This window comes from Pantoea sp. X-Soil-ISGK-355, from assembly GCF_059730805.1.
In genome coordinates, this window is sequence record NZ_AP035972.1 from 148,736 (window position 1) to 170,593 (window position 21,858).

A 21,858-nucleotide genomic window follows, 5' to 3' on the forward strand; every position below is an offset into this window, starting at 1 on the left:
CCTTCTGCGCGAAGTGAAAAGTATCAGGCCATCCGTCCATTGTGACGGGTGGCCTTTTTCATTTTGTTACTATAACGAAATGTGACTTTCTTCTTTGTAACACATAATTTCCCTGTTAACCGAAGCGCTACTGCCTTTAACACTTACTTTCCAGGGAAATAACATGTCTCAGCGTTCACTCTATGCGCTCTGTTTAATGAGCTTTTTTCTGGCTGATGTCCGCGACGGGTTGGGACCTTTTCTGGGCATATTTCTGACGGAACGGCACTGGCGTCCTGATGAAATCGGACTGGTGATGACCTGTGGCGGCATCGCCGGACTACTTGCCACGCTGCCTGCTGGGATAGCTGCCGATGCGACCCGCCATAAAAAAATGATTGTGCTGCTGGGTTGTCTGGTGATCACCGTTGCTACGCTGCTGCTGTGGTACAGCAATCAGACCTGGACGGCGATGGTCTCGCAAATTGTGGCGGGAATTGCTGCGGCGTTTATCGGTCCGACCGTGGCGGGGATCACCCTGGGGCTGACCGGTCAGCGCGGCTTCAACCAGCAGATGGGACGCAATGAAGCCTTCAATCATGGTGGTAACACCATTGCAGCGTTGCTGGCGGGTTTTTCTGCCTGGTACTGGGGCATGGGTGCTGTCTTTATTCTGATGACGGTGATGGCGATTTTTGCTGCCTTCGCCACACTTGCGATTCGCGGTGATGAGATTGATAACGAGGTGGCGCGAGGCTTTGAACAGAATGAAGAGCGTCAGCCAGCGCTGAGCTTATCGATGCTGATGCGTAAACCGGCGCTGATGATAGCGGGCGTGACGCTGCTGCTGTTTCACCTTGCCAATGCCGCGCTATTACCAATGCTGAGCATGCGCGTCGCCTCCGCAGGCGGACAGGCGGCGGTTAGTCCCGGTCTGTACGCTGCGGCAACGGTGGTGATTTCCCAGCTGGTGATGATCCCGGTCGCGCTGTGGGTCTCGAAACGGGTGGAAACGCACGGCTATCGCCTGTTCATCATGGTCGCCCTGATGATTTTACCGCTGCGCGCGGTTATTGCAGCAGGCTTTGCCGAACCGCTCTTTGTCATTCCGGTTCAGATTCTGGATGGTATTGCGGCAGGGATTCTGGGCGTGGCGGTGCCGGGCTATATTGTGTCTCTGATGCGGGGGACCGGCCATGTTAATGCCGGGCAGAGCGTCATTATGCTGATGCAGGGCGCAGGCGCTGCGCTGAGTCCGGCCATGACCGGAGCAATCGCCGCGCGTTATTCTTACAGCACTGCGTTTGCAGTTCTCGGGGCGATAGCCCTGCTGGCGCTGATTTTATGGTGGCGAACCGGTAGCTCGCCTGCCACCCGCCTTGCCTGAACAGGCATAAAAAAGACTGCCCATTGGGCAGCCTCTTCTGGCAAATCCATTTGCGACCATCCGTTATTTATACAGTTCTGGGGTCATGTGAACACGGTTATGGGTGTTCGCTTCCGTAATTTTGTACTGCGCACCCTGCTCCTGAGCCTGAGCGGCGATTTTCGATTCTGCCTCATCCTCTAACTACGACCAATTTGGGAATTGGATTAGCCACACTAAATGTATGGGTTAAAGGTTGTTATGTAAACTGACCCGCTCCCCGTATGTGATCCATCCATAATCAGGAATATCCGGGTAACGGATTCATCGTTATGTAAATGGGCCTCAGTGGTGGTGGCCGCCTCCTGCAAAATCGCCTGTGCGGCCTGCAGGGCGGACATTTCGCCGTTTACCATTACAATATGGCAGGTAAGACCGTTCAGCAGAGGGCTGACCGTGAGGCGCGTCAGGTTCCTGCGACTCTCCTTGCTGCCGTCGTATGCATACATCACTCGTGCGGGCGGCGTAAACGTCTCCGGCACAACCATCACCGGCCGTTTCTGCAGGCGAATGATGCTCTCAAGGTGGCTGCCCACCGGGTTATGCACACCACGGCGACCCAGCACCATTAGCCGTGTTCAGCCCGGTTCCGCGAGAATTTCATCCAGGGCACTCGGTTAGTGGCCGCCCATCAGCTTGTCCACTTCTTCGGGCTTATCGTGTACACCGAAGCGGTCAACGAGGGTGCGTGTTGCCTCATTCATGCCGCGGATATCCACTTCTGTGCCTTCGCGGCGGAACTTAATCACCACTTTGTCGAGCGCGCTTATCGATGTGATGTCCCAGAAGTGCGCGTGTGTGACGTCAATCACCACGTGTTCAGCCGCCTCGCGAAAGTCAAAGTGGCTCATAAAGCGATCGGCTGAGGCAAAAAATACCTGCCCGGTGACGATGTAGGTACGGGTCCCATTGTTCAGCCTGGAGTTCACCACCATAAAGCGTGCCACCTTGGTGGCGAAGTTCAGCGAGGCTATCAGCACGCCGGTCAGCACGCCAAAAGCAAGGTTATCTGTCGCCACCACCACCACGACCGTTGCCAGCATTACCACGCTGGTTGAAAGGGGATAGCTGCGCAGATGGGTAATGGATCGCCAGGAGAAGGTGCCGATGGAGACCATGATCATCACGGCCACCAGAGCTGCCATCGGTATCCGGGATACCCAGTCGCGCAGGAATACCACCATCAGCAGCAGCACCACGCCTGCAGTGAGCGTTGAAAGACGCCCGCGTCCGCCCGACTTCACGTTAATCACCGACTGACCGATCATCGCGCATCCCGCCATGCCACCAATAAATGAGGTACAGATATTGGCCGCACCCTGCGCCTTGCACTCGCGGTTTTTATCGCTGGGCGTGTCGGTCATGTCATCGACAATGGTGGCGGTCATCATCGATTCCAGCAGTCCCACCACGGCCAGGCCCGCAGAGTACGGCAGGATGATCATCAGTGTGTCCAGGTTCAGTGGAACATCGGGGATCAGAAAAACCGGCAGGCTGTCAGGCAGTTTGCCCATGTCGCCGACGGTGCGCACGTCCAGGTGGAGCCACATGGAAATGGCCGTCAGCACGATAATACAGACCAGCGGTGAGGGGATGGTTTTGTTGATATACGGGAACAGATAGATAATGGCCAGGCCCGCTGCGGTCAGGGCATATACGTGCCAGGTCACATCGGTGAGTTCCGGCAGTTGCGCCATGAAAATCAGAATGGCCAGCGCGTTAACGAAGCCGGTTACTACCGAGCGCGAAACATAGCGCATCAGGCTACCCAACTTCAGGTAACCGGCCGCCAGTTGCAGGACGCCGGTGAGCGCCGATGCGGCCAGCAGATACTGCAGGCCGTGATCTTTTACAAGCGTGACCATCAGCAGGGCCATAGCGCCAGTAGCCGACGAAATCATCGCCGGACGGCCACCGAGGAAGGCCATAACCAGGGGAATACAGAATGCAGAGTAGAGTCCGACCTGCGGATCCACACCGGCAATAATGGAAAAGGCGATCGCTTCAGGTATAAGCGCGAGCGCGACCACAATACCGGCAAGAACGTCACCACGGACATTACCCAGCCAGTCCTTATGTGTCGAGGACAGCAACATAGTCATTTCTCAGTTTTTGATTGCGGTTAGCCCGTGAGGGCAAAAAATTTACAGACGAAAAAGCACATCCGCAGACGGGATGTTTTTGAGTGCGCGCCGAAGTTTATTCAGTGCGACGGAGAGGGGATGAAACTCAGGGTGGCGTAAGACGCATGGCGGTGTTTATCACTCCTTCACGGCTGACAGAGCAGCGCGAGTAACCAGAAAGACCGTCTGAAGAGCTGTTCAGTACCGGTCATGAATGCCAGCCGTGCAGCTGACGCACGACAAAAAGCGTTTTTTACTCTACACCAATTGTTAACAGGGTCAACGCAGAGGACGAAAATGCCGTTTGCAGAATGGGGGGCGGCGGCACTCTGACAGCCGGTTATTCTGCAGGCCTTTGTAATCAGGAAATGGATATACAAATATGGTTTATTGAATATATTATTAACATACAGAGCTTCTCTGGGAGACTCAGTCAGTAACCATCAGGAGTGACCATGTTGTCAGTAAACCCCCTGCAGCTTTTTAAAAACCTTTCAGATGACACGCGGCTCAGCCTTGTGCTTCTGCTGCGCGAAAAAGGTGAGCTCTGCGTCTGCGAACTCTCAGACATCCTGAAACAAACGCAGCCTAAAATCTCACGACATCTGGCTCTTCTCAGAGCAGGCGGACTGCTTATCGACCGGCGGGATGGAAAATGGATCTATTACCGTTTGTCTCCGCACATGCCAGCCTGGGCAGCAGCAGTGATTGAACAGGCTTACCTTTGCCAGCGGGATGACATTATGCAACTCAGCCAGCAGGCTGAACGCAATAATGCGACAACTAACGGCAAGCCGGTCTGCATGTAAAAATTTTATCGAAACATATCCGAATTTTCGAATATGTTATAAGCAGCACGGATCAATGGGCCATTTTATTCAAAAAGGAGAAGATATGTTTCTGGCGGGTGCGATTTTCGTCCTGACCCTGATACTGGTTATCTGGCAGCCAAAAGGACTCAGTATCGGCTGGAGTGCCGTTATCGGCGCTGCGCTGGCACTGCTGACCGGCGTAGTACACATCGGAGACATCCCTGTGGTCTGGCAGATTGTCTGGAACGCCACGGCCACGTTTATTGCGGTCATAATCATCAGTCTGCTGCTCGATGAGTCAGGCTTTTTTGAATGGGCCGCGCTGCACGTCTCCCGCTGGGGAGGCGGTAAAGGCAGGCTGCTTTTCACGTATATCGTTCTGCTGGGGGCGGCGGTGGCGGCCCTGTTCGCCAATGACGGGGCGGCGCTCATTCTGACGCCGATCGTTATCGCTATGCTGCTGGCGCTGGGCTTCAGCCCCGGTGCCACGCTGGCATATGTGATGGCGGCGGGCTTTATCGCCGATACCTCCAGCCTGCCGCTCATCGTATCGAACCTGGTCAACATCGTCACGGCGGACTTCTTTAAGCTGGGTTTCAGCGAATATGCCTCGGTGATGGTGCCGGTGAATATAGCCTCAGTTGCCGCCACGCTGGTCATGCTGCACCTGTTTTTCCGCAGGGATATCCCCGCCACTTACGACCTTGCGAAGCTTAAATCACCGCGTGAGGCTATTCGCGATGCGCGCACCTATAAAACCGGCTGGATTGTTCTCATTCTGCTGCTGGTCGGCTTCTTTGCCCTCGAACCACTCGGCGTGCCGATCAGCCTGGTGGCAGCGGTGGCGGCTTTTATTCTCTGGCTGGTAGCCCGTAAAGGCCATGTGATTGATACCGGAAAGGTACTGAAAGGTGCGCCCTGGCAGATCGTTATCTTTTCGCTGGGCATGTATCTGGTGGTATACGGACTACGCAATGCCGGGCTGACTGATTACCTTTCCGCCGCGCTGAACCGGTTTGCAGAGCATGGTGTCTGGGGCGCAACGCTCGGCACCGGCTTTCTGACGGCGGCGCTTTCCTCGGTGATGAACAACATGCCTGCCGTGCTGGTTGGGGCGCTTTCGATTGACGGCAGCACCGCGCAGGGCGTGGTGAAGGAGGCGATGATTTACGCCAACATCATCGGCTGCGACCTCGGCCCGAAAATCACCCCTATCGGCAGCCTCGCTACCCTGCTGTGGCTGCACGTCCTGGCACAGAAAAACATTACCGTCAGCTGGGGTTACTACTTCCGCGTGGGCATGGTGATGACCCTGCCGGTACTGTTTGTGACGCTGTCGGCGCTTGCTCTGCGCCTGTCTGTTTAACACTGGCAACGGTGCTGTGACTATGCAGCGCCTTAACGGAGTACCACTTATGACTGACATTACCATTTACCACAACCCGGCCTGCGGGACATCCCGTAACACCCTCGCGCTTATCCGTAACAGCGGCGCCGAACCCACGGTTATTTTGTATCTGAAATCGCCACCGTCGCGCGATGAGCTGAAGAAGCTGATTGCGGACATGGGCATCGGCGTGCGTGCCCTGCTGCGCAAAAATACCGAACCTTACGAACAGCTCTGCCTGGCAGAAGACCGCTTCAGCAATGAAGAATTGCTCGATGCCATGCTGGCTCATCCGATCCTCATTAATCGCCCGGTGGTGGTGACGCCGCTCGGAACGAAGCTGTGCCGTCCCTCCGAAGAGGTTCTGGACATCCTGCCGGACCCGCAGAAGGGCGCATTTACCAAAGAGCAGGGTGAAACAGTTATTGATGAGCACGGGAACCGTGTCAGCCTCTGATTTTTACCAGGCTGCGGGCATAACAGTGTGAAAAAGCCGGCATCAGCCGACTTTTTATATGCTGCGCTGGTTTACCCGCTCAGGGAGCTGCGCGGCGAGTCATGTCTGGCGCTTGAGGAATTTGCACCCACCAGACAGCAGGTTGTCTGCTCACGCTCATTCGGTTCACGTATCACTGAGTACATGGATATGCGGCAGGCGGTATGCGCATTTGCTGAGCATGCCGCCGAAGAGCTGAGAAAAGAAAGGCAGTACTGCAGGCAGATAACCGTTTTTGTGCCGACCAGCCGGCATGCTGACGGTGGGGTGTCTTACGGTAATCAGGCAACCGGCAAACTGCTGACCCCGTCGAACGACACCCGCGATATTATCCAGGTCGCCATAGATGCGCTTTAACGGATATAGGTAGACGGGCATCGTTATATGAATGCGGGCGTAATGCTGGGCGACTTCTATAGCCAGGGCGTGGCTCAGCTCAGTCTGTTTGATGAATACCGTCCACAGGCCAACAGTGAGGTTCTGATGCGGGTGGTTGACGGACTTAACCAGAGCGGCAAGGCCAGCCTGTTTTTTGCAGGGCAGGGGATCCAGAAATCCTGGTCGATGAAGAGAGACATGCTGTCGCCAGCCTATACAAAGCCGGTATGGGACCCGCCCCGGGCAAGATAAGACTCCAGGCAGGCTGTAGCAATACTCCTGCCGGATGGATACTCTCCCGGCATCTGTCCTTGTCAGTAGCTGTTATAAGCGAAACGGAAATATCTGTACAAAGCCATGTTTTTTGTATAATTTGCGCAAAAAAGGTCATTTTCGAATCATACAGTGGGGTCAGTCATGCAACTCAAGCTGAACAGCACAGGTTTCAACAGCGATATCGCTGACTATTTCAGCCGCGCAAAATTACCTTCGCAGCAGGAAATTCTCGGTGCAGTTGTTGCTGAGATTCTCCGCTCAGGTCAGATACTGAACCGCAAAGCTATCTGCTTAAGGCTGATTGTACGTCTTGATAAGGCTTCATCTGATGCAGAAGAGCAGCAGTTGCATGCGCTGATAGAGCTTTTGTTCAGTAAATGAGTTTTACTACGCTGCCGTCTTTTCGGTGTTGTGAGACAGGAGACCAGTTGCGGTAATGACAGAACAGGATATGCAATTGCTGCGTGATGTGTTCATCGGGGAGGCGACCCTCGCCATACTTAATGACAACACACGCGTCTCATGGCCGGGCATACTGAACAAGCTGAACAGTTTTCTCAAAACAGAAAGCGATACTTACAGGATTAATGCCCTGAAACGGGCAATCAATGATGTCAGCGACGAAATCAAAAGGCGCGATGCACTACAGAGAAGTGGCATGGGAGAATTCACCATGAACTCAACCGACAATTACGATGATCTGACCTGGCATTGATCGTCTTTTCATATCCCTTTTTTCCGGATGACAGGGCAGTGCCCTGCGTGCGGTCTCTGCAGAGGTATCCCGACAGGGGCATGTTCTCTCTGATTACTCAAAGGGAGATGTGTATTGACCTTCTCAGTCCTGGTGTACTGCGCGGCTGTAGGGTAATTCTGATGGGCCTCAAAGAGGCAACGGGATCATCCTGATCGGCTTCCGGCGTTCGCCAGATCGGTTTTAATTAATTCACTTCATCTGCTGCTCAATAAATTTCAGACAACTGAAGCGGACTTTACTGTGAATGGTGCTATCACGCAGTCACTGAAATGCACGCGTAATGGTGTCAGCTGTTTCAGTATTGTTCCGCGTCGGCACCCTCGTTCATGCCAGCCATCTTATCTGAAGTAATATGCGCTTTGTTTTTTCAATTTGTCTCAGGATGGTTTTAAGATACCCCGTAGCATCATGTAATACTTCCTTTCCGGGAGTGGAAAAACAGTACTCCTCTCATTATCTTCCCTATTTTTTCATGACTGAAAGGTGATTTTCAGGATGTGAATTTAACCAATAGGTGAGTGTCTGTATGAAAATATAAATCCGCCTCACCCGAAATCCCACATGAAAGCCTCAACCCTCAGTGCCGGGGGCTTCAACCTCATCGTGCTGATGTCCGGCAGCGCCAGAAGCGGAGTTGGATGACCTCACCGCGCATGCATTAACGAAATAAATGAATCTCACTGCCCCTGACCGCACCGGTGTGGAGGAAGAGATGGCATCGGGTCACGCCCGGTTTATCCCGGCCGTTCAGCATTACCCTCCGGGGATATGCCCTTCATGTGATAAGCTTATTCATAAATTATGTTTCAGTTTCAGACTGGATGAGGATATGAATACCTTGGATAACAAAACCGGCAGCTCCGTGCCACCTTATGTGCGCAATTCGCTGGGCCGGACCATGGCCTTTTTCCTGCTGCTGACCGTGCTTGCCGTCGTGGGTGTTAATATATGGACGCTGTGGAACTCCTGGCAGCACAATCAGAAGTTACGCGAGGACGATGCCCGCAACCTGTCGGTTTCGCTGGCAAAACAGGCGGAAGACGCCTTCCTTCAGGTGGATATTACGCTGGCTGATGCGGTCAGGCAGCTCACCCTTAACGGGCTTAACTATGCGGCAACACCCGCCTTTGCCTCGCAGCTTAAAGAGAAGCAGGAGAGGCTGCGTCAGCTGCACGGCCTGTTTATTTATGACGCGCAGGGTAAGTGGATTGCCACATCGGGTAATTACACGCCTGCAAAAGGGAACAATGCTGACAGAGAGTATTTTGCCTGGCACCGCACACACACCGGGACGGGCGTGCACGTGGGGCGTGTTATCCGCAGCCGCTCGACGGGCGACCTGGTCATTCCCGTATCGGTGCGCCTGAATGATGAGGTAGGTCGCTTCGCCGGCATCGCGCTGGCTACGGTAAAGGTTGACTACTTCCGGCAGTTCTACAGCTACTATACGCTGGGTGAACGCGACGTCCTGGCGCTGATACTGGCTGACACTTCTGTGTTGTATATCCGGCCTTTTCCGGACACGGCCATTAACCGCAGTCTTTCATCCAGCCCACTGTTTACAACGGTCCTGAAAACGTCTGCCAGCGGCAGCGCAACGTGGCGTTCAGCTCTGGATGGCGTCGAGCGGGTATATGGCTACGCTCGTCTTGAACAGTATCCCCTGATAGTCACAGCGGGATATGACCGTGATGCAATCAGGACGGCGTGGCTTTCTGCCAATGCTGCCGACGTTGTGCTGAACCTGGTGTTGCTTATGATGATTACCGGCATGGGTATGTTTGTGCTCAGACAGGTAAAGGCTAACGTCAGAAACCAGATTGAACTGACGCAGGTTAGGGATGAACTTACCACCATCAACCACACGCTGCAGACTCTGGCGCTGATTGACGGACTGACCGGGCTGGCGAATCGCCGTCAGTTTGACGCTATGCTGGAAAAGGCCCTGCAGCGCTCGTACACGTCAGGCGAACCTGTATCCCTGATTATGTTTGATATTGATTTCTTCAAGCGCTACAACGACACGTACGGACACGTGGGAGGGGATGCGTGCCTGCAAAAGGTGGGCGTCATTCTGAAGGGGCTCACTCACCGCAGTGGCGACGTGGTGGCACGCTACGGCGGCGAGGAGTTTGCCATTATTCTGCCTTTCACCGGTAAAGCCGATGCAGAAAAAGTGGCACGGCGGGCGGTAGCGGCCGTTATGAGTGCCGGAATAGTTCATGAAAGCTCCGGGCTTCCGGAAGGGGTCGTTACCCTCAGCGCCGGTTACTGCGCTCTGATTTCTGACGGCCAGGCGGATCAGGCTGAGCGTCTGAAGCAGCAGGCTGACAGAGCACTTTATGAGGCGAAAAGCAGCGGTCGCAACCGCGTTCATGGCATGAGGTAATATGGTTTTCCGGGACGAGGCATGTTGTCCGGTACTGGGAGATTCTAGCCCCCACTTATTGATACCGGACTTTCATTGCTGCTGATTTTGTACGCATACTTATCGCCGGTAAATGCGCTACTGGCACAGATCTGACTGCTGCATAAGTCGATGTCCGCTTCTGGCTCATAGCGGACTTTGTCCCGCGCGCATGTCCGCGCTGTGCCAGGAGCGGACATTAGTGATCATTGCTCGGCCACTTGCTGAGTAGCAACATGGCATGCCCTCTATGTCTGTTAGTATGCGCACATTACTAATGTTTCTGGGTAAGAATCACATGTCTCAAATAACCATCCATATTCTGAACGCTCAGGATAAACTCACTGTTCACAGTGAATGGCTGCGAACTAACCTGACCGATACCTACGTACAAGTCACAAGGTTGATGCCGACTCCTTCAGTAGATGTCGTAGTTAAGGCCGGGAAGTTGGTTATCCCTGAAAAAGGGCATGCCGGTTATTGTCCTGAAGCTGGTGTTATCTATATAACCGTGGATCCTGAAAACCCTGCATTCTGCAAAAACGTTGCGCACTCTATTGAGCGTCTATTTGCTCATGAACTTCACCATGCTGCAAGGTGGGCAGGACCGGGATACGGCTCAACGCTGGGAGAAGTGCTTGTCTCTGAAGGACTGGCCGGGCATTTTTCTCTTGAGCTTTTGGGGGGTGAATGTGAGCCCTGGGAAAGCCTCAGGTCTGATATTGTAAAGCCCTACTATCCACTCATGCTTGAAAACTGGCATCGCACTGATTACGACCATAATGCCTGGTTTTTCGGAACAGGAGATTTACCAAGGTGGCTGGGTTATACGGCAGGTTTCAACCTGATATCCAGGTATCTCGCATCATCCCCAAACTTGAAAGCATCAATGCTGGCGAACATAGATGCTGAGGAGTTAAAGGCTTTTATATGACGTACATACTTTTTATTTCCTTTAAGCTTTTATTCAACTTTTAAGCGAAAGTCGCATAGTCCGCTCTTCGCTCATAGCGGACTACGCACTTACCGTTGTCAGCGTTGTCTTCAGTTTAATGCCAGTCTGGTGCAGTCAGGTTGATAGGTTTAATTGAACAAGTTGGCAGTGTGTGAAGTTCGTTCGGCAGACATTCGGGAAAAAGACTGCAAAGGCGGTTAACTCAGCATACTGAGCCAGATTTTATGACCAGAGCCAGCGAGAAAAAGAGAAATCACATCAATCAGCTTTCGGGCTCTGGCGTTTAAATCGATATGGCGTCATCTGAGCACAGAGCACGATTTACATTCAGCGTAATGTGTCGCAAACCGAAGGGGTGATGCTGGAAGCCCTGGAATGAAGGTTGCGGCAAAGCTATACGGTGGCACATTAACAGGAGCTAATAACAGCAAAGTACGCAAAATAATCTATAGTTCGCTCGCTGAGTAAAAATTTGCCTCCTGCAATAGCAGGAGGCATCGGATTAGTGGCTAAAGTGTTGATCAAGCGGTGCGCTGAACCAGCGATTGTTCAGCACGTTTTTGATAACAAAGTTTTTGTCTACAGCTGACAAGGAGTTGTCCTGCTCAATGCGGGTGAGAATATCTTTATAACTATAGGTCTTGTTGCTCATGTAGATGATGGCTTTCTGCCTGTTGGCATCCATCATCAGAAGTGATTCCCCCGCAGCTGCATTTTCCGGAGTCCATTTCTTCCATTCCGGAAGGGTCTGATCGTTTGGTGACCCTGTTGCCAGGAAGTTTTTAATGTAGGTATTAAAAGATTCTCCTAGTGCCCTGGAGCCTTTTAGCTTCAGCGCATCCTGCGTAAATTCAGCATACTTATCTTTATCCCAAAAAGGCATAAACACGCCGTGGAAAGAACCAATGGCGGATAATTTGTCACCAGTAACAAACGCATCCGTGCCATAGCGGAACTCCATGCCATACAGCGGCGCGTGATAATTTTTATACATCACCTCAGCAGACTGATTAACATTAAACAGGCTGTATAGCAGCCCGCCATAGTGATTTGCAAAGGTGTATTTATTCAGCAGGGTGGTGTTGTTTTCAAGCGTACCGTCTTTCACCTGTGTGGCAAACATAGGGTCGTTACGGGCGAAGAAAGAAAACTCCTGTTGCCCTGTGGCCATAATGGCTGGGACGGCATTATATTTTTTGGTCTCAAAGCCATCCTTCGGGATCACCACACCATCGCGGTAGAGATGGGGAAATTGATTCATGCGAATCCCCGCATCGCCAAACAGCATTGCCAGTTCTGCGGCGGGGAGCTGATAGAGAAAATGACGGACCTCTGGCGAGCCTGACAGGAGCCAGATTTTCGCCGCTCCGGCATCTGGTTTAATGCCATGTTTGACTACCAGAGGTGCTAGTCTTTGCGCGAACACGCTTTCCGCTTCATGTTTGTCAGAGGTGGTCATGCCGCCACTGAAAACAATGGCTTTGTCGAAGGTATTTTTAAAATAGGGTGATATAAGCATCGCCATCACGTCTCTGCCGCCAGCCGAAAATCCGGAGACGGTAATATTATTTGTGTCACCACCAAAAGCCTGAATATTATCTTTGATCCACTCCAGTGATTTTTTGATGTCGAGTAAGCTGTAGTTTCCGGAATCATTCAGCGGGTTGCCATCGTTAAGGGCTTTTAATGGATTAAAGCCGAGTGCGCCCAGACGATAATTTACGGTAACAATCACAGCATTGTATTTTTCAGCGATAAACGCCGGAGCAAACTCACTGGAACTGCCCAGCTGATTATTGCCGCCGTGTATATAAACCAGCACCGGAAGCGGGGTGCTGGTCCCAGTTGGGCGATAGATATTGAGATTCAGGCAATCCTCATTACCTTTGACTCCGTTAGGGGATACCTGGATACAGTCGGCGGCGGGCCGGGTCGCATCGAAGACGGTGTTTGATGCGTCCGGAGAAACCGGTTTTTTCCAGCGCAGTTCTCCGACCGGGGCTTTCGCATAAGGAATACCGGTCCATGACAGCGTATTGTGATGGTCTTCGCCTTTGACCTTACCAAATTGCGTCGTAATTTCGGGGGAGATATTTTGTGCGGTGGCTGAAGAGGCAAGCAAAAAGAGTAAAAATGTCGGGGAAAATCTGAACATAGAATTTTTCATGCGTACCGTGCTCTGGGGAAATATTTCTTATACATGAAATGTCGTAATGCCCGGTAATGTCAGGCTCACAAAACAAGATAAAGCCAGCCCCATTATCGCGTGTTGCTGTTCTTTTGCACTCAATGTCCGTTCCTCGCTCATAGCGGACGTTTATCTGATTCCATCCGCTTTGTGCCAAAAGCGGACGTTGCAACTTTCATGTTACGTTAATTGCTGAGCAGCCCTGGCTTCTTTCACCCGCTCATCCAGAAAGGCAATGAAAGCTTATAATTCGCGGCACCGTTGACGCTTTATTACCCACACAGCCGACTACAGCACTTGAAATTATTTCAAGCTGGTTTAATCTAGTGCACTAGAAGATATCAGGCGAATTAATGATGACACAATCCCGCAGCGTTGGTATGGAGCTCTCTTTTGCTCTCTATGGAGCGGCTAACCGTATGGCCAGGATGCACAAGCCCTTCCTGGAGCCGTTAGGCCTGACGTTCCCGCAATACCTGGTGATGCTCAGACTGCTGAACGGATCGCCCTTATCTGTGGGCACGCTTGGTGCCTGTCTCGACATGGACACGGGGACGATCACGCCTCTTGTCAAACGCCTTGAAAGTGCAGGATTTGTTACTCGTACTCGTGACCCAAACGATGAACGACGTGTGCTGGTCGATCTGACCCCTCGCGTCGAGAGCATCCGGGAAGAAATCCTGAGCGTTAGTCAGAAGATCAAGAGCGCCTGTAAACTGGACGAAGCGGGAATGATCGAGCTTCGCGACACCTTGCGCGATCTCAGTAGACCACGACAGGATTAAAGAGACTGTACATGCCCTTTTTGCACCATTTTATCTAGTGCGCTATGGTCTAGTAAGCAAGAGATGTTTGTGCGAAGTGGTAATCACCACTAACTCTCATACAAAGGAAACCTTTATGACTATGACTCCAGTCCATCTCCGAACCGAAACATCATCAGATGAGACACTGCCATTTAGCGAGGCAGCCCACGCGCGTCACTCTATCCGTGGCTTTCTCAACAAGCCCGTACCCTTAAGCCTTATCCGCGAGGTGCTGGAGGATGCCCAGTGCGCGCCGTCCAACTGCAATACGCAGCCCTGGAATACTCACATTGTCCGCGGCGAAAAGCTTAAGCAGCTATCTCAAATCCTGCACGCCAAAAACGACGCCGGAGAATTCACGCCGGATTTCTCTTTCGACCAGAACGACTACTACGGCGAATATCGTAAGCGTAACGACGCGCTGGGCAAGGCCTATTATGAAGCCATGAACGTGATGCGCGAGGACAAGGAGGGGCGGCGTCGCGTGGGCGCGATGAACTACTCGTTCTTTAATGCTCCCCAGGTCGCGTTCCTGTTTATGCCCTCATTTGGTGACAATGTCCGTGTTGCAGGTGACATAGGTATGTATGGCCAAACCTTCCTGCTGTCGCTCGCGGCGCGCGGTCTCGGTGGTATTCCCCAAACTGCGCTTGGTTTTTTTGCCGAGACAATCCGTGAATTCCTCGGCATTCCCGATGAGTTGAAATTGCTCTTTGGCATCTCTTTCGGCTACCCGGACGAAGCGGCACCCGGCAACCGGATCCGTATGGATCGCGTACCGGTGGACACCAGCGTGACTTTCCACGACTGAAACACCAGGGCGGCATCATTTTGCCCGCCCCCAAACGGCAATTGCTCATTACGAGGATGACATCATGAAGATTGGCATACTGGGCACAGGTAACATTGGCATAACGCTGGTTATGAAACTCAGCGCTGCTGGTCATGACGTAAAGGTTGCCAATTCGCGCGGCCCTGACACGATCGAAGGCGACATCCTGACCTACGGCGCTCAGGCCGTTACGTCCACTGAAGCAGTGACGGGGGTCGACGTGGTAATCCTGTCGACGCCGCTCAGCGCCATTACGAAGATCGCTCCGCTGTTCGCGAGCGTGCCTGCCAGCACCGTTGTCATCGACACATCGAACTACTATCCCAAACGTGACGGCGAAATCGCTGACATCGAAGCCGGACAAACCGAGAGTGAGTGGGTTGCAGGGCAGCTGGGTCGTCCCATTGCCAAAGCGTGGAACGCCATCACCTCCGCCTCCTTCGCACAGAAGGGTGTCCCTGCAGGATCGACCGGGCGGATCGCCATTCCCGTTGCAGCCAACGGCGAGCGGGAACGTGATGTGGCGATGAGACTGGTCGACGAGACCGGGCTCGACGCGGTTTATTCGGGACCGCTCAGCGAATCATGGCGCCAGCAGCCCGGCGCACCAGTTTACTGTACGGATCTGGCGCGCGATGAGGTGCCCGATGCCCTGGCCGCAGCCGAGCGGGGCCGCCTGCCGAAACGCCGCGACCTCGCGATCGAGGCGATCATGGAACGGGTTGGCGACAGCACTACCAACCCCGACGCGGACTACGCCGTGCGTCTGACGCGCGCGCTCTTTATGTAGCTGACGTAGCGGGCAAAGTATGCAGCCCGTTGTGGGGGATTCAGACATCTCCTTTCCTGAAACGTGGCGTTGCCCTGACGCTCTATCAACCAACTGAATAAGGTATTGTACTCATGACAATACATCAGAAGCCCGTTGTCCTTGTTCTGGGCGCTACCGGGACTATCGGTAGCCATATCGTCAAAGAACTTGACGATAAAGATGTTCATCTGCGCATCGCTTCACGCAAGCAAGACACGGTAAACCAGCTGCGCAGGGAAGGAAAAGATGGCGTTTATCTCGATCTCGATAAACCGGAGACCTTCGCGCTCGCGATGGCGGGCGTTGATCGCGTCTTCCTCTTAACCGGCTACAGCGTTGCCATGCTCACGCAGAGTAAAACCCTGGTGGATGCAGCCAAGAAGTCAGGTGTGAGCCATATCGTTCATGTGGGTGTGTTTGCTGAATGGGATACCACGGATGCCCACTTTGTATGGCACCAGATGATTGAAAAATATATCGAGGCGAGTGGCATTGCCTGGACGCATCTCCATCCAAATATGTTTATGAATGTATTCATCGGCCTTTATATCCCCAAAAATTTCACCTACACAACTTACTGGGGCGATCGGAGAGTCGGCTATATCGCGCCCGAGGACATTGCCGCCGTCGCTGCAAAAGTGCTCTTCGATGGGCCTGCGCGTCATGCCGGACAGCATTACTGGCTGAGCGTGGAAAGTTTGGACGGTGAAGAAATAGCCGTGCTGATGAGTGAGGTGACCGGGCTTGAAATCAGGTGCGAAGACAAAGGACTGGAAGGCTTCCGTCAGCTGATCGATTCACTTATTTCTCAAGGTGCTGACAGCTGGTATGCCAGTGCAAACATTGATTTCGTTACCCAGATGCTTGATGGCAGGATGTCCTATATGTCGATGGTGCAAAACGATCTTCCTTATATTCTCGGCAGGCCAGCGAAAACGGTGCGGGAATACTTGACTGAAAATAAAAGTGCGCTGATTGCTTCAGCAAAGAACCCCCAATAAAAAAGAATCAAGGCTCTTGAGATGCTGACATTTTCTTCACGAGCACGCTTTTACCCGCCTTACTGATATAAAGATTTTTTGCAGCAGGTTCGCTGCCCTGACACACGTGACTTAACGTGTGTCAGGGCCTTTAAGGCTTTACGTAAAACGTTTCGATGAATAATACCCATCGGCTTTCCTGTCTCAGGCATTCAACAATAGATATGTAATTTTATGATGCTCCGGGGCCAATACAAATGAAAAGTTTTACCCACGATCTCATTGTCTGGATTGAAGAGAATCTTGATAAAAAAATCATCCTCGACGAAGTGGCAGAGAAGTCCGGTTACAGCAAGTGGAATCTCCAGCGACTGTTTCGCCAGGAAACTGGCATGAAACTGGCCACCTACATTCGCGAACGCAGACTGTCTGAATCGGCTATCCTGCTGAAAATGACCGGCGCACCTGTCATCCATGCGGCTGAACAGTTCGGCTTTACCAATCAGCAAGCTTTCACCCGGACCTTTACAAAATATTTTTGTCTGCCCCCGGCGCGTTACAGGCAGACGAAAGAGTGGCATTTTCACGGCCTGCAGCCCAGCCTCTTATCATCCGCTCGCACCATGCCGGAACCGGAAACAGCATGGCTCAGCGCGCCCTCGCTTTCTGATGTGACCTTTAGCTACCAGTGTGAAAGCGCCGACCTCTACTCTATTGCTTTCCACACGGAGCAGCGTGAGCAGGGCCTTAAAAAGGCGGCGCGCCTCCTTCGCGGAGAATCACCCACCTGGTTCGCAGAACGGTTTGAACCTGACAGCTCCTCCAGCAACATCCGACTGATACTGACCTTTGGCTGTCGCGAGGATAAAGATGAGCATGGCGGGCAGAATGCATCCAGTCCGGGCATGTTCCTGCGCTTTCCGTTTGAAGGTAGTGCGGCAGAGTTGACTGAAATGCAGATGAATGTTTATCGGCACATTCTGCCGCGCCGTGCTGAAGCCCGGCGTGAAGGTGACGACCTGTTTATTGTGGGGCCGGACCACGAGGCAAACCTCATGTCATCCCATTTTTGGGGGGATTATTATATACCGGTGACAGCAGGCAAAATGCGTTTTGAACGGTTTCCTGACATCCTTAAGGATATCTAACGTACCTGTGGATAAATTCTCCAGATGAAGTAATAACAGGCCTGGAAAACTTCATTTCCGGCAAAATAACAGGTCGAAATATTGCTCTGTGCACGCATTTTGTTCCAGCAGATGCGCGGATTGCATGTCGATTTTTTCTGATAAACGTGCCGGTAGCAGCATATAGAGTGGCAAAAATTGAGTATATGCAGGTTAACGTTGGTAAACGTCCGCTCCTCGCTCATAGCGTACCTGTCAGCACGCATTTCCACTTTGTGCGAGAAGCTGACGTTCCATCATCCTGCTAAGCTAAATAGCGGGGAGCAGTTCAGCAGGTCATAAAAAGCGCTATTTCATGCCTCATTTTTTTCAATATTTCTGTGAATTTATAAATCTGAATTATTCAGACAGTGCCGACTTCACTCCTTTTTTATCCTTATAAATATCGCGCAGATAATGCTCAATTTGCTCCAGACTTCGGCCGCGGGTTTCCGGGATGAATTTCAGAACAAAAGCGCTGCCTAAAACTCCTACGATGCCATAGATGCCAAATGTGCAGGCAAGCCCGAATGAGGAAAGAAGTACCGGAAAAGACATAGTGATTATGACATTAGAGCACCAGAGCGCACATACTGCGCCGCCCATACATATACCGCGAATTTTACTCGGAAACATTTCTGACAACATTAGCCAGATAACAGGTGAGTAGAAGCCCTGCATGAAGCAGAGGAACAGTAACATTGCCCCAAGAATGAAATAACTGCGTAACAGATTGACATCGTTACCCATATGTTCCGGCATAAAAGCCGATATGGCGGCGAGAAGAAACAGGCAGCAGGTGCACCCTATCTGGCCCATCGCAGCCATGGTCCGACGACCGATATAACCCAGCAAAACAATGCCGATCAGAACCATGATGACTGACACCACACCGTTAGCTATGGTCGCAAACAGTGAGGCATTCGTGCTCATACCGGTATTCTGTAGGATAATGGGGGCATAATACATGATGCTGTTAACGGCCGTTGCTGCGTGGAAAAAGGCAAAGGTGAGACCGATAAAAAAAACTTTGCACATCCAGGGCGTACGTAAATCCTGCAACGAACCTTTTTGCTGCGCTTCTTCCGACAAATTTTCTTCGATTTCCATCATTTCCCAATCTACATCTTCTTTTGCTCGTGTCCGGCTCAGAATACGGCGAGCCTCAGCAAAGCGCCCTTTAAGCGCATACCAGCGGGGAGAGTCAGGCATAAAAAGCATACCCAAAAAGAGAACGACTGCCGGTAGCGTGGCAATGCCCAGCATCCAGCGCCAGGTGTTTTCGCCACCCCAGAGTGCATTGAGCGCGAAATTCGAGATGTAAGCCAGCATCTGACCGGAGACAATCATTAATTCGCTGATGGTGACAAGCTGTCCGCGCCTGTTTGCTGGTGCAATTTCTGCCAGGTAAACAGGCACGGTACTTCCAGCGCCACCGACTGCCAGTCCGAGAACCACGCGGGAAATGAGCATAACTTCCAGGTTAGGCGCAACGGCTGTTCCCAGCGCTCCCAGAGCAAAAATGACAGCAAGGATAAGGATGATATTACGACGGCCAAGGCGATCTGCCAGTCCACCTGAAATCAGCGCGCCTGTAGCCGCGCCCACTAACAGTGAACTGGTTACCAGACCTGTGGTGAAGGGGGTTAGCTGTAGTTCAGGCCCCATAAAAAGTAATGCACCTGAAATCACGCCGGTATCATAACCGAACAACAAACCGCCTAAAGTAGCAATGGCGGTAATGACCTTCACGAGAGGTTCAGTTCGTACTTTACTGTTGGGGCCGGAGGCAGGATTTTTCGAAATATAATGTTCCATCAGGCTACTCCATCTGAAGATTAGGCTATGTGGGGTACATTTTTTAATGGTCTGTTCAGGCATGAACATATTTTTGATAAGGCTGCCGCTTTACGGCAGCCTTAAGGGGAAAAACTACTGACTGATAGTCTGCTGTAACGCAGCAACTGATGAGGTAACACCTGCCTCAACGGACATGGTTAAATCCTCCATCTCCAGTGAAACCCAGTCGTTGTAGCCCATCATGCGTACGACCGAGAAGAACTCTTTCCACCATTGAAGGTCCTGACCACAACCTACAGCCACATAGTTCCAGGCGCGGTTTGCGACGTCCTCAACCGGTTTGGTTTCGAGCAGACCGTTGATGTTAACCAGTCCACGCTCAAGGCGTACGTCTTTACCGTGACAGTGATGTATGGCCGGTCCAAGTGCGCGGGCGGCAGCGATAGGGTCGGCACCCATCCAGATAAGATGACTGGGGTCAAGGTTCAGTCCAACCATAGGTCCCACGGCGTCACGCAGCCGGAACAGGGTTTCCGGATTCCAGACAAGCATTGAACTGAAGTTCTCCAGCGCAAATTTTTCTACGCCGCTGGTCTTCGCCTGCTCGACCAGATCCCGCCAGTATGGAATAGCAACCTCATTCCACTGATAGTCCAGACAGTTTTTCAGCGTGGGTGGCCAGCTGACGGTATAGGTGATCCAGTTCGGGATGGTGTCATGCGGACTGGCCGGAGGCAGGCCGCTCATCATTACAATTTTTTTTACACCCAGTTCCCCGGCCAGCCGCAGTGCATTTTCAGTATCCTGTCTGTGGCATTTCCCCAAATCTCCCGGATCCAGAGGGTTCCCGGAAACGTTCAGAGCCGCGATGGTCATGCCGCGGCTTTCAAGCGCGTGAAGAAACTGCTGACGCTTTGATGCGCTTTCCAGAAGCTCAGCCGTTGGGACATGCGGTGCTGAAGACCAGCCTCCGGTAGTCATTTCAACGCCGTTAACACCCAGCTCAAGCAGCTTGTCCAGCATCTGCTCATAAGGCAGGTGGCCGAGACTGTCCGTACAGAAAGAGAGTTTCATCGTCATTCCTTATTCGTAGTTAACCCAGCTGGAACCGCTATCTGCCGAGCGCACACAGTTTTCAATCCAGCGCACGCCTTCGGCGCCCGCGTTGATGTCCGGATAAACCAGCCCCTCAAGAGTTTTACTGTCGCCGCGCTGAGTCGCGCTGATGGCAATGGCGAACTTGAGATAGATGTTGGCCCATGATTCAGCCAGCCCTTCGGTATGCAATGCCCCAAGGCGCTCATCGGCCAGGGCACTTTCATCAAGGTAGGGCATACCATGATGCAGCATCTGGTTAGGCTGGCCCTGAACCTCAAATTTCAGTTCTCCCGGGTTATAATCGCTCCATTCCAGGCTGGCCCGGGAGCCGATAACGCGAATACTCTGGCTGTCCATTGAGCCTGCATTTATTGCAGAGGCCCACATGCGTCCTACGGCACCGTTTTCATAATGCATCAGCACCATAGCGTTATCTTCCAGTGGTGCCCGGGACGGAATGAAGCTCTGACGATCGCATAACAGACTTTTGATTTTCAGGTCAGGAAGTACAAGCTGAGAGATGTAAAAGGTATGCGTTGAGATGTCACCCAGCACAAATGACGGACCGGCAATTTTAGGGTCTACGCGCCATTTCTGCGCATCGCTGAACTTGTCCGCGTTATCAGTTGCGCTAAATCCATGTGTGTACTGCAGTTCAACCATGCGTACATCACCAATTTCGCCCTTAGCAATCATGGCGCGCATCTGCATCAGTAATGGATGGCCTGAAAAGCCATAGGTAACGCCCACGATCAGGCCTTTTTCCGCCGCCAGTGCTTTAATTTCCTGCGCTTCAGCCGAGGTAAAAAACAGCGGTTTTTCACAGATAACATGAATCCCGGCATTAAGCGCAGCTCTGGTGATTTCAAAATGCGTGCCATTAGGCGTGGCAACAGTAACAACTTCAACACCATCTTCACGCTTAGCTTCTTCAGATAGCAGCTGTCCATAATTCTCATAACAACGTTCGGCCGGTAAGCCAAGGTTGATGCCGAACTCACGGCCCCGGGTGGCATCGACGTCAAATGCGCCAGCAACAAGCCGGAAGGCAGTGTTATCGCGCAGTGCACCCGAACGATGTTTATAGCCAACCTGACTGAGCCGGCCGCCGCCAATCATGGCCCAGCGTAGTGGGCGGGAAATACTTTTTTCACCGTTTAGCATAAATACTCCGAATTAAC

General features: G+C 52.3%; 18 protein-coding genes and 3 pseudogenes. 14 read left to right on the plus strand and 7 right to left on the minus strand.

Translation table 11 applies throughout. From position 1 onward, the window contains the following. Positions 1-163: 163 nt before the first annotated feature. A complete protein-coding gene (locus AC6I8J_RS19405) occupies positions 164-1,366 on the plus strand; it encodes an MFS transporter (RefSeq protein WP_161735736.1) in 1,203 nt (400 codons plus the stop codon). Between the two features lie 63 nt (positions 1,367-1,429). On the opposite strand, the pseudogene AC6I8J_RS19410 reads toward AC6I8J_RS19405, so the two are convergent. From AC6I8J_RS19410 to AC6I8J_RS19420, 3 genes and pseudogenes are all read right to left on the minus strand, one after another. After that, a pseudogene (locus tag AC6I8J_RS19410) lies at positions 1,430-1,543 on the minus strand (YdgH/BhsA/McbA-like domain containing protein); the annotation flags it as partial. Between the two features lie 119 nt (positions 1,544-1,662). Further along, positions 1,663-2,016: pseudogene (locus AC6I8J_RS19415) on the minus strand (universal stress protein); the annotation flags it as partial. Between the two features lie 6 nt (positions 2,017-2,022). After that, complete coding sequence (locus AC6I8J_RS19420) at positions 2,023-3,501, minus strand: SulP family inorganic anion transporter (protein WP_161735760.1); 1,479 nt, start codon at positions 3,499-3,501, stop codon at positions 2,023-2,025. Between the two features lie 482 nt (positions 3,502-3,983). On the opposite strand from AC6I8J_RS19420, the gene AC6I8J_RS19425 reads away from it, so the two are divergent. The 8 genes and pseudogenes from AC6I8J_RS19425 (at position 3,984) to AC6I8J_RS19460 (ending at position 10,975) form a co-directional block, all read left to right on the plus strand. Beyond that, a complete protein-coding gene (locus tag AC6I8J_RS19425; protein ID WP_161735738.1) occupies positions 3,984-4,337 on the plus strand; it encodes a metalloregulator ArsR/SmtB family transcription factor in 354 nt (117 codons plus the stop codon). Between the two features lie 85 nt (positions 4,338-4,422). Beyond that, the gene (locus tag AC6I8J_RS19430; RefSeq protein ID WP_497825717.1) at positions 4,423-5,706 is read left to right on the plus strand and encodes an arsenic transporter; all 1,284 of its coding nucleotides are present in this window, start codon (positions 4,423-4,425) and stop codon (positions 5,704-5,706) included. Positions 5,707-5,755: 49 nt separating this feature from the next. Then, positions 5,756-6,184 (plus strand): glutaredoxin-dependent arsenate reductase, encoded by a 429-nt coding sequence (arsC, locus tag AC6I8J_RS19435; protein ID WP_222925570.1) that lies wholly within the window; start codon positions 5,756-5,758, stop codon positions 6,182-6,184. A gap of 78 nt (positions 6,185-6,262) precedes the next feature. Then, positions 6,263-6,853, plus strand: a pseudogene (locus tag AC6I8J_RS19440) (DinB/UmuC family translesion DNA polymerase); the annotation flags it as partial. Positions 6,854-7,018: 165 nt separating this feature from the next. Beyond that, positions 7,019-7,258, plus strand: a complete 240-nt coding sequence (ycgZ, locus tag AC6I8J_RS19445) for a regulatory protein YcgZ (RefSeq protein ID WP_253418014.1) — start codon at positions 7,019-7,021, stop codon at positions 7,256-7,258. Positions 7,259-7,313: 55 nt separating this feature from the next. After that, the gene (locus AC6I8J_RS19450) at positions 7,314-7,592 is read left to right on the plus strand and encodes a hypothetical protein (RefSeq protein WP_285088531.1); all 279 of its coding nucleotides are present in this window, start codon (positions 7,314-7,316) and stop codon (positions 7,590-7,592) included. 871 nt (positions 7,593-8,463) lie between these two features. Then, the gene (locus tag AC6I8J_RS19455) at positions 8,464-10,023 is read left to right on the plus strand and encodes a sensor domain-containing diguanylate cyclase (protein ID WP_161735752.1); all 1,560 of its coding nucleotides are present in this window, start codon (positions 8,464-8,466) and stop codon (positions 10,021-10,023) included. A gap of 316 nt (positions 10,024-10,339) precedes the next feature. Then, positions 10,340-10,975: a DUF2268 domain-containing putative Zn-dependent protease gene (locus AC6I8J_RS19460; protein ID WP_497825718.1), complete on the plus strand. Its 636-nt coding sequence runs from the start codon at positions 10,340-10,342 to the stop codon at positions 10,973-10,975. Positions 10,976-11,498: 523 nt separating this feature from the next. On the opposite strand, the gene AC6I8J_RS19465 is transcribed toward AC6I8J_RS19460, so the two are convergent. Further along, the gene (locus tag AC6I8J_RS19465) at positions 11,499-13,163 is read right to left on the minus strand and encodes a carboxylesterase family protein (protein WP_222925763.1); all 1,665 of its coding nucleotides are present in this window, start codon (positions 13,161-13,163) and stop codon (positions 11,499-11,501) included. 374 nt (positions 13,164-13,537) lie between these two features. Between AC6I8J_RS19465 and AC6I8J_RS19470 the strand changes: the two genes are divergently transcribed. From AC6I8J_RS19470 to AC6I8J_RS19490, 5 genes are all read left to right on the plus strand, one after another. After that, positions 13,538-13,969 carry a MarR family winged helix-turn-helix transcriptional regulator gene (locus AC6I8J_RS19470; RefSeq protein WP_161736038.1) on the plus strand — a complete coding sequence of 144 codons (432 nt, stop codon included), beginning with the start codon at positions 13,538-13,540 and terminating at the stop codon, positions 13,967-13,969. Positions 13,970-14,084: 115 nt separating this feature from the next. Next, on the plus strand, positions 14,085-14,801 hold the full coding sequence (locus AC6I8J_RS19475) for a nitroreductase (RefSeq protein ID WP_497825719.1): 717 nt from the start codon (positions 14,085-14,087) through the stop codon (positions 14,799-14,801). A gap of 61 nt (positions 14,802-14,862) precedes the next feature. After that, positions 14,863-15,612: an NADPH-dependent F420 reductase gene (locus tag AC6I8J_RS19480; protein WP_480344025.1), complete on the plus strand. Its 750-nt coding sequence runs from the start codon at positions 14,863-14,865 to the stop codon at positions 15,610-15,612. A gap of 113 nt (positions 15,613-15,725) precedes the next feature. Next, complete coding sequence (locus tag AC6I8J_RS19485) at positions 15,726-16,634, plus strand: NmrA family NAD(P)-binding protein (protein ID WP_497825720.1); 909 nt, start codon at positions 15,726-15,728, stop codon at positions 16,632-16,634. 236 nt (positions 16,635-16,870) lie between these two features. Then, positions 16,871-17,761, plus strand: a complete 891-nt coding sequence (locus AC6I8J_RS19490; RefSeq protein WP_497825721.1) for a helix-turn-helix domain-containing protein — start codon at positions 16,871-16,873, stop codon at positions 17,759-17,761. 378 nt (positions 17,762-18,139) lie between these two features. Here the strand turns inward: AC6I8J_RS19490 and AC6I8J_RS19495 are convergent, their stop codons facing one another. The 3 genes from AC6I8J_RS19495 to AC6I8J_RS19505 form a co-directional block, all read right to left on the minus strand. Further along, positions 18,140-19,597: a sugar porter family MFS transporter gene (locus tag AC6I8J_RS19495; protein ID WP_161736042.1), complete on the minus strand. Its 1,458-nt coding sequence runs from the start codon at positions 19,595-19,597 to the stop codon at positions 18,140-18,142. 114 nt (positions 19,598-19,711) lie between these two features. After that, positions 19,712-20,653 carry a sugar phosphate isomerase/epimerase family protein gene (locus AC6I8J_RS19500; RefSeq protein ID WP_161736043.1) on the minus strand — a complete coding sequence of 314 codons (942 nt, stop codon included), beginning with the start codon at positions 20,651-20,653 and terminating at the stop codon, positions 19,712-19,714. A gap of 9 nt (positions 20,654-20,662) precedes the next feature. Beyond that, positions 20,663-21,841, minus strand: a complete 1,179-nt coding sequence (locus AC6I8J_RS19505) for a Gfo/Idh/MocA family protein (RefSeq protein WP_122889439.1) — start codon at positions 21,839-21,841, stop codon at positions 20,663-20,665. Positions 21,842-21,858: the final 17 nt, after the last annotated feature.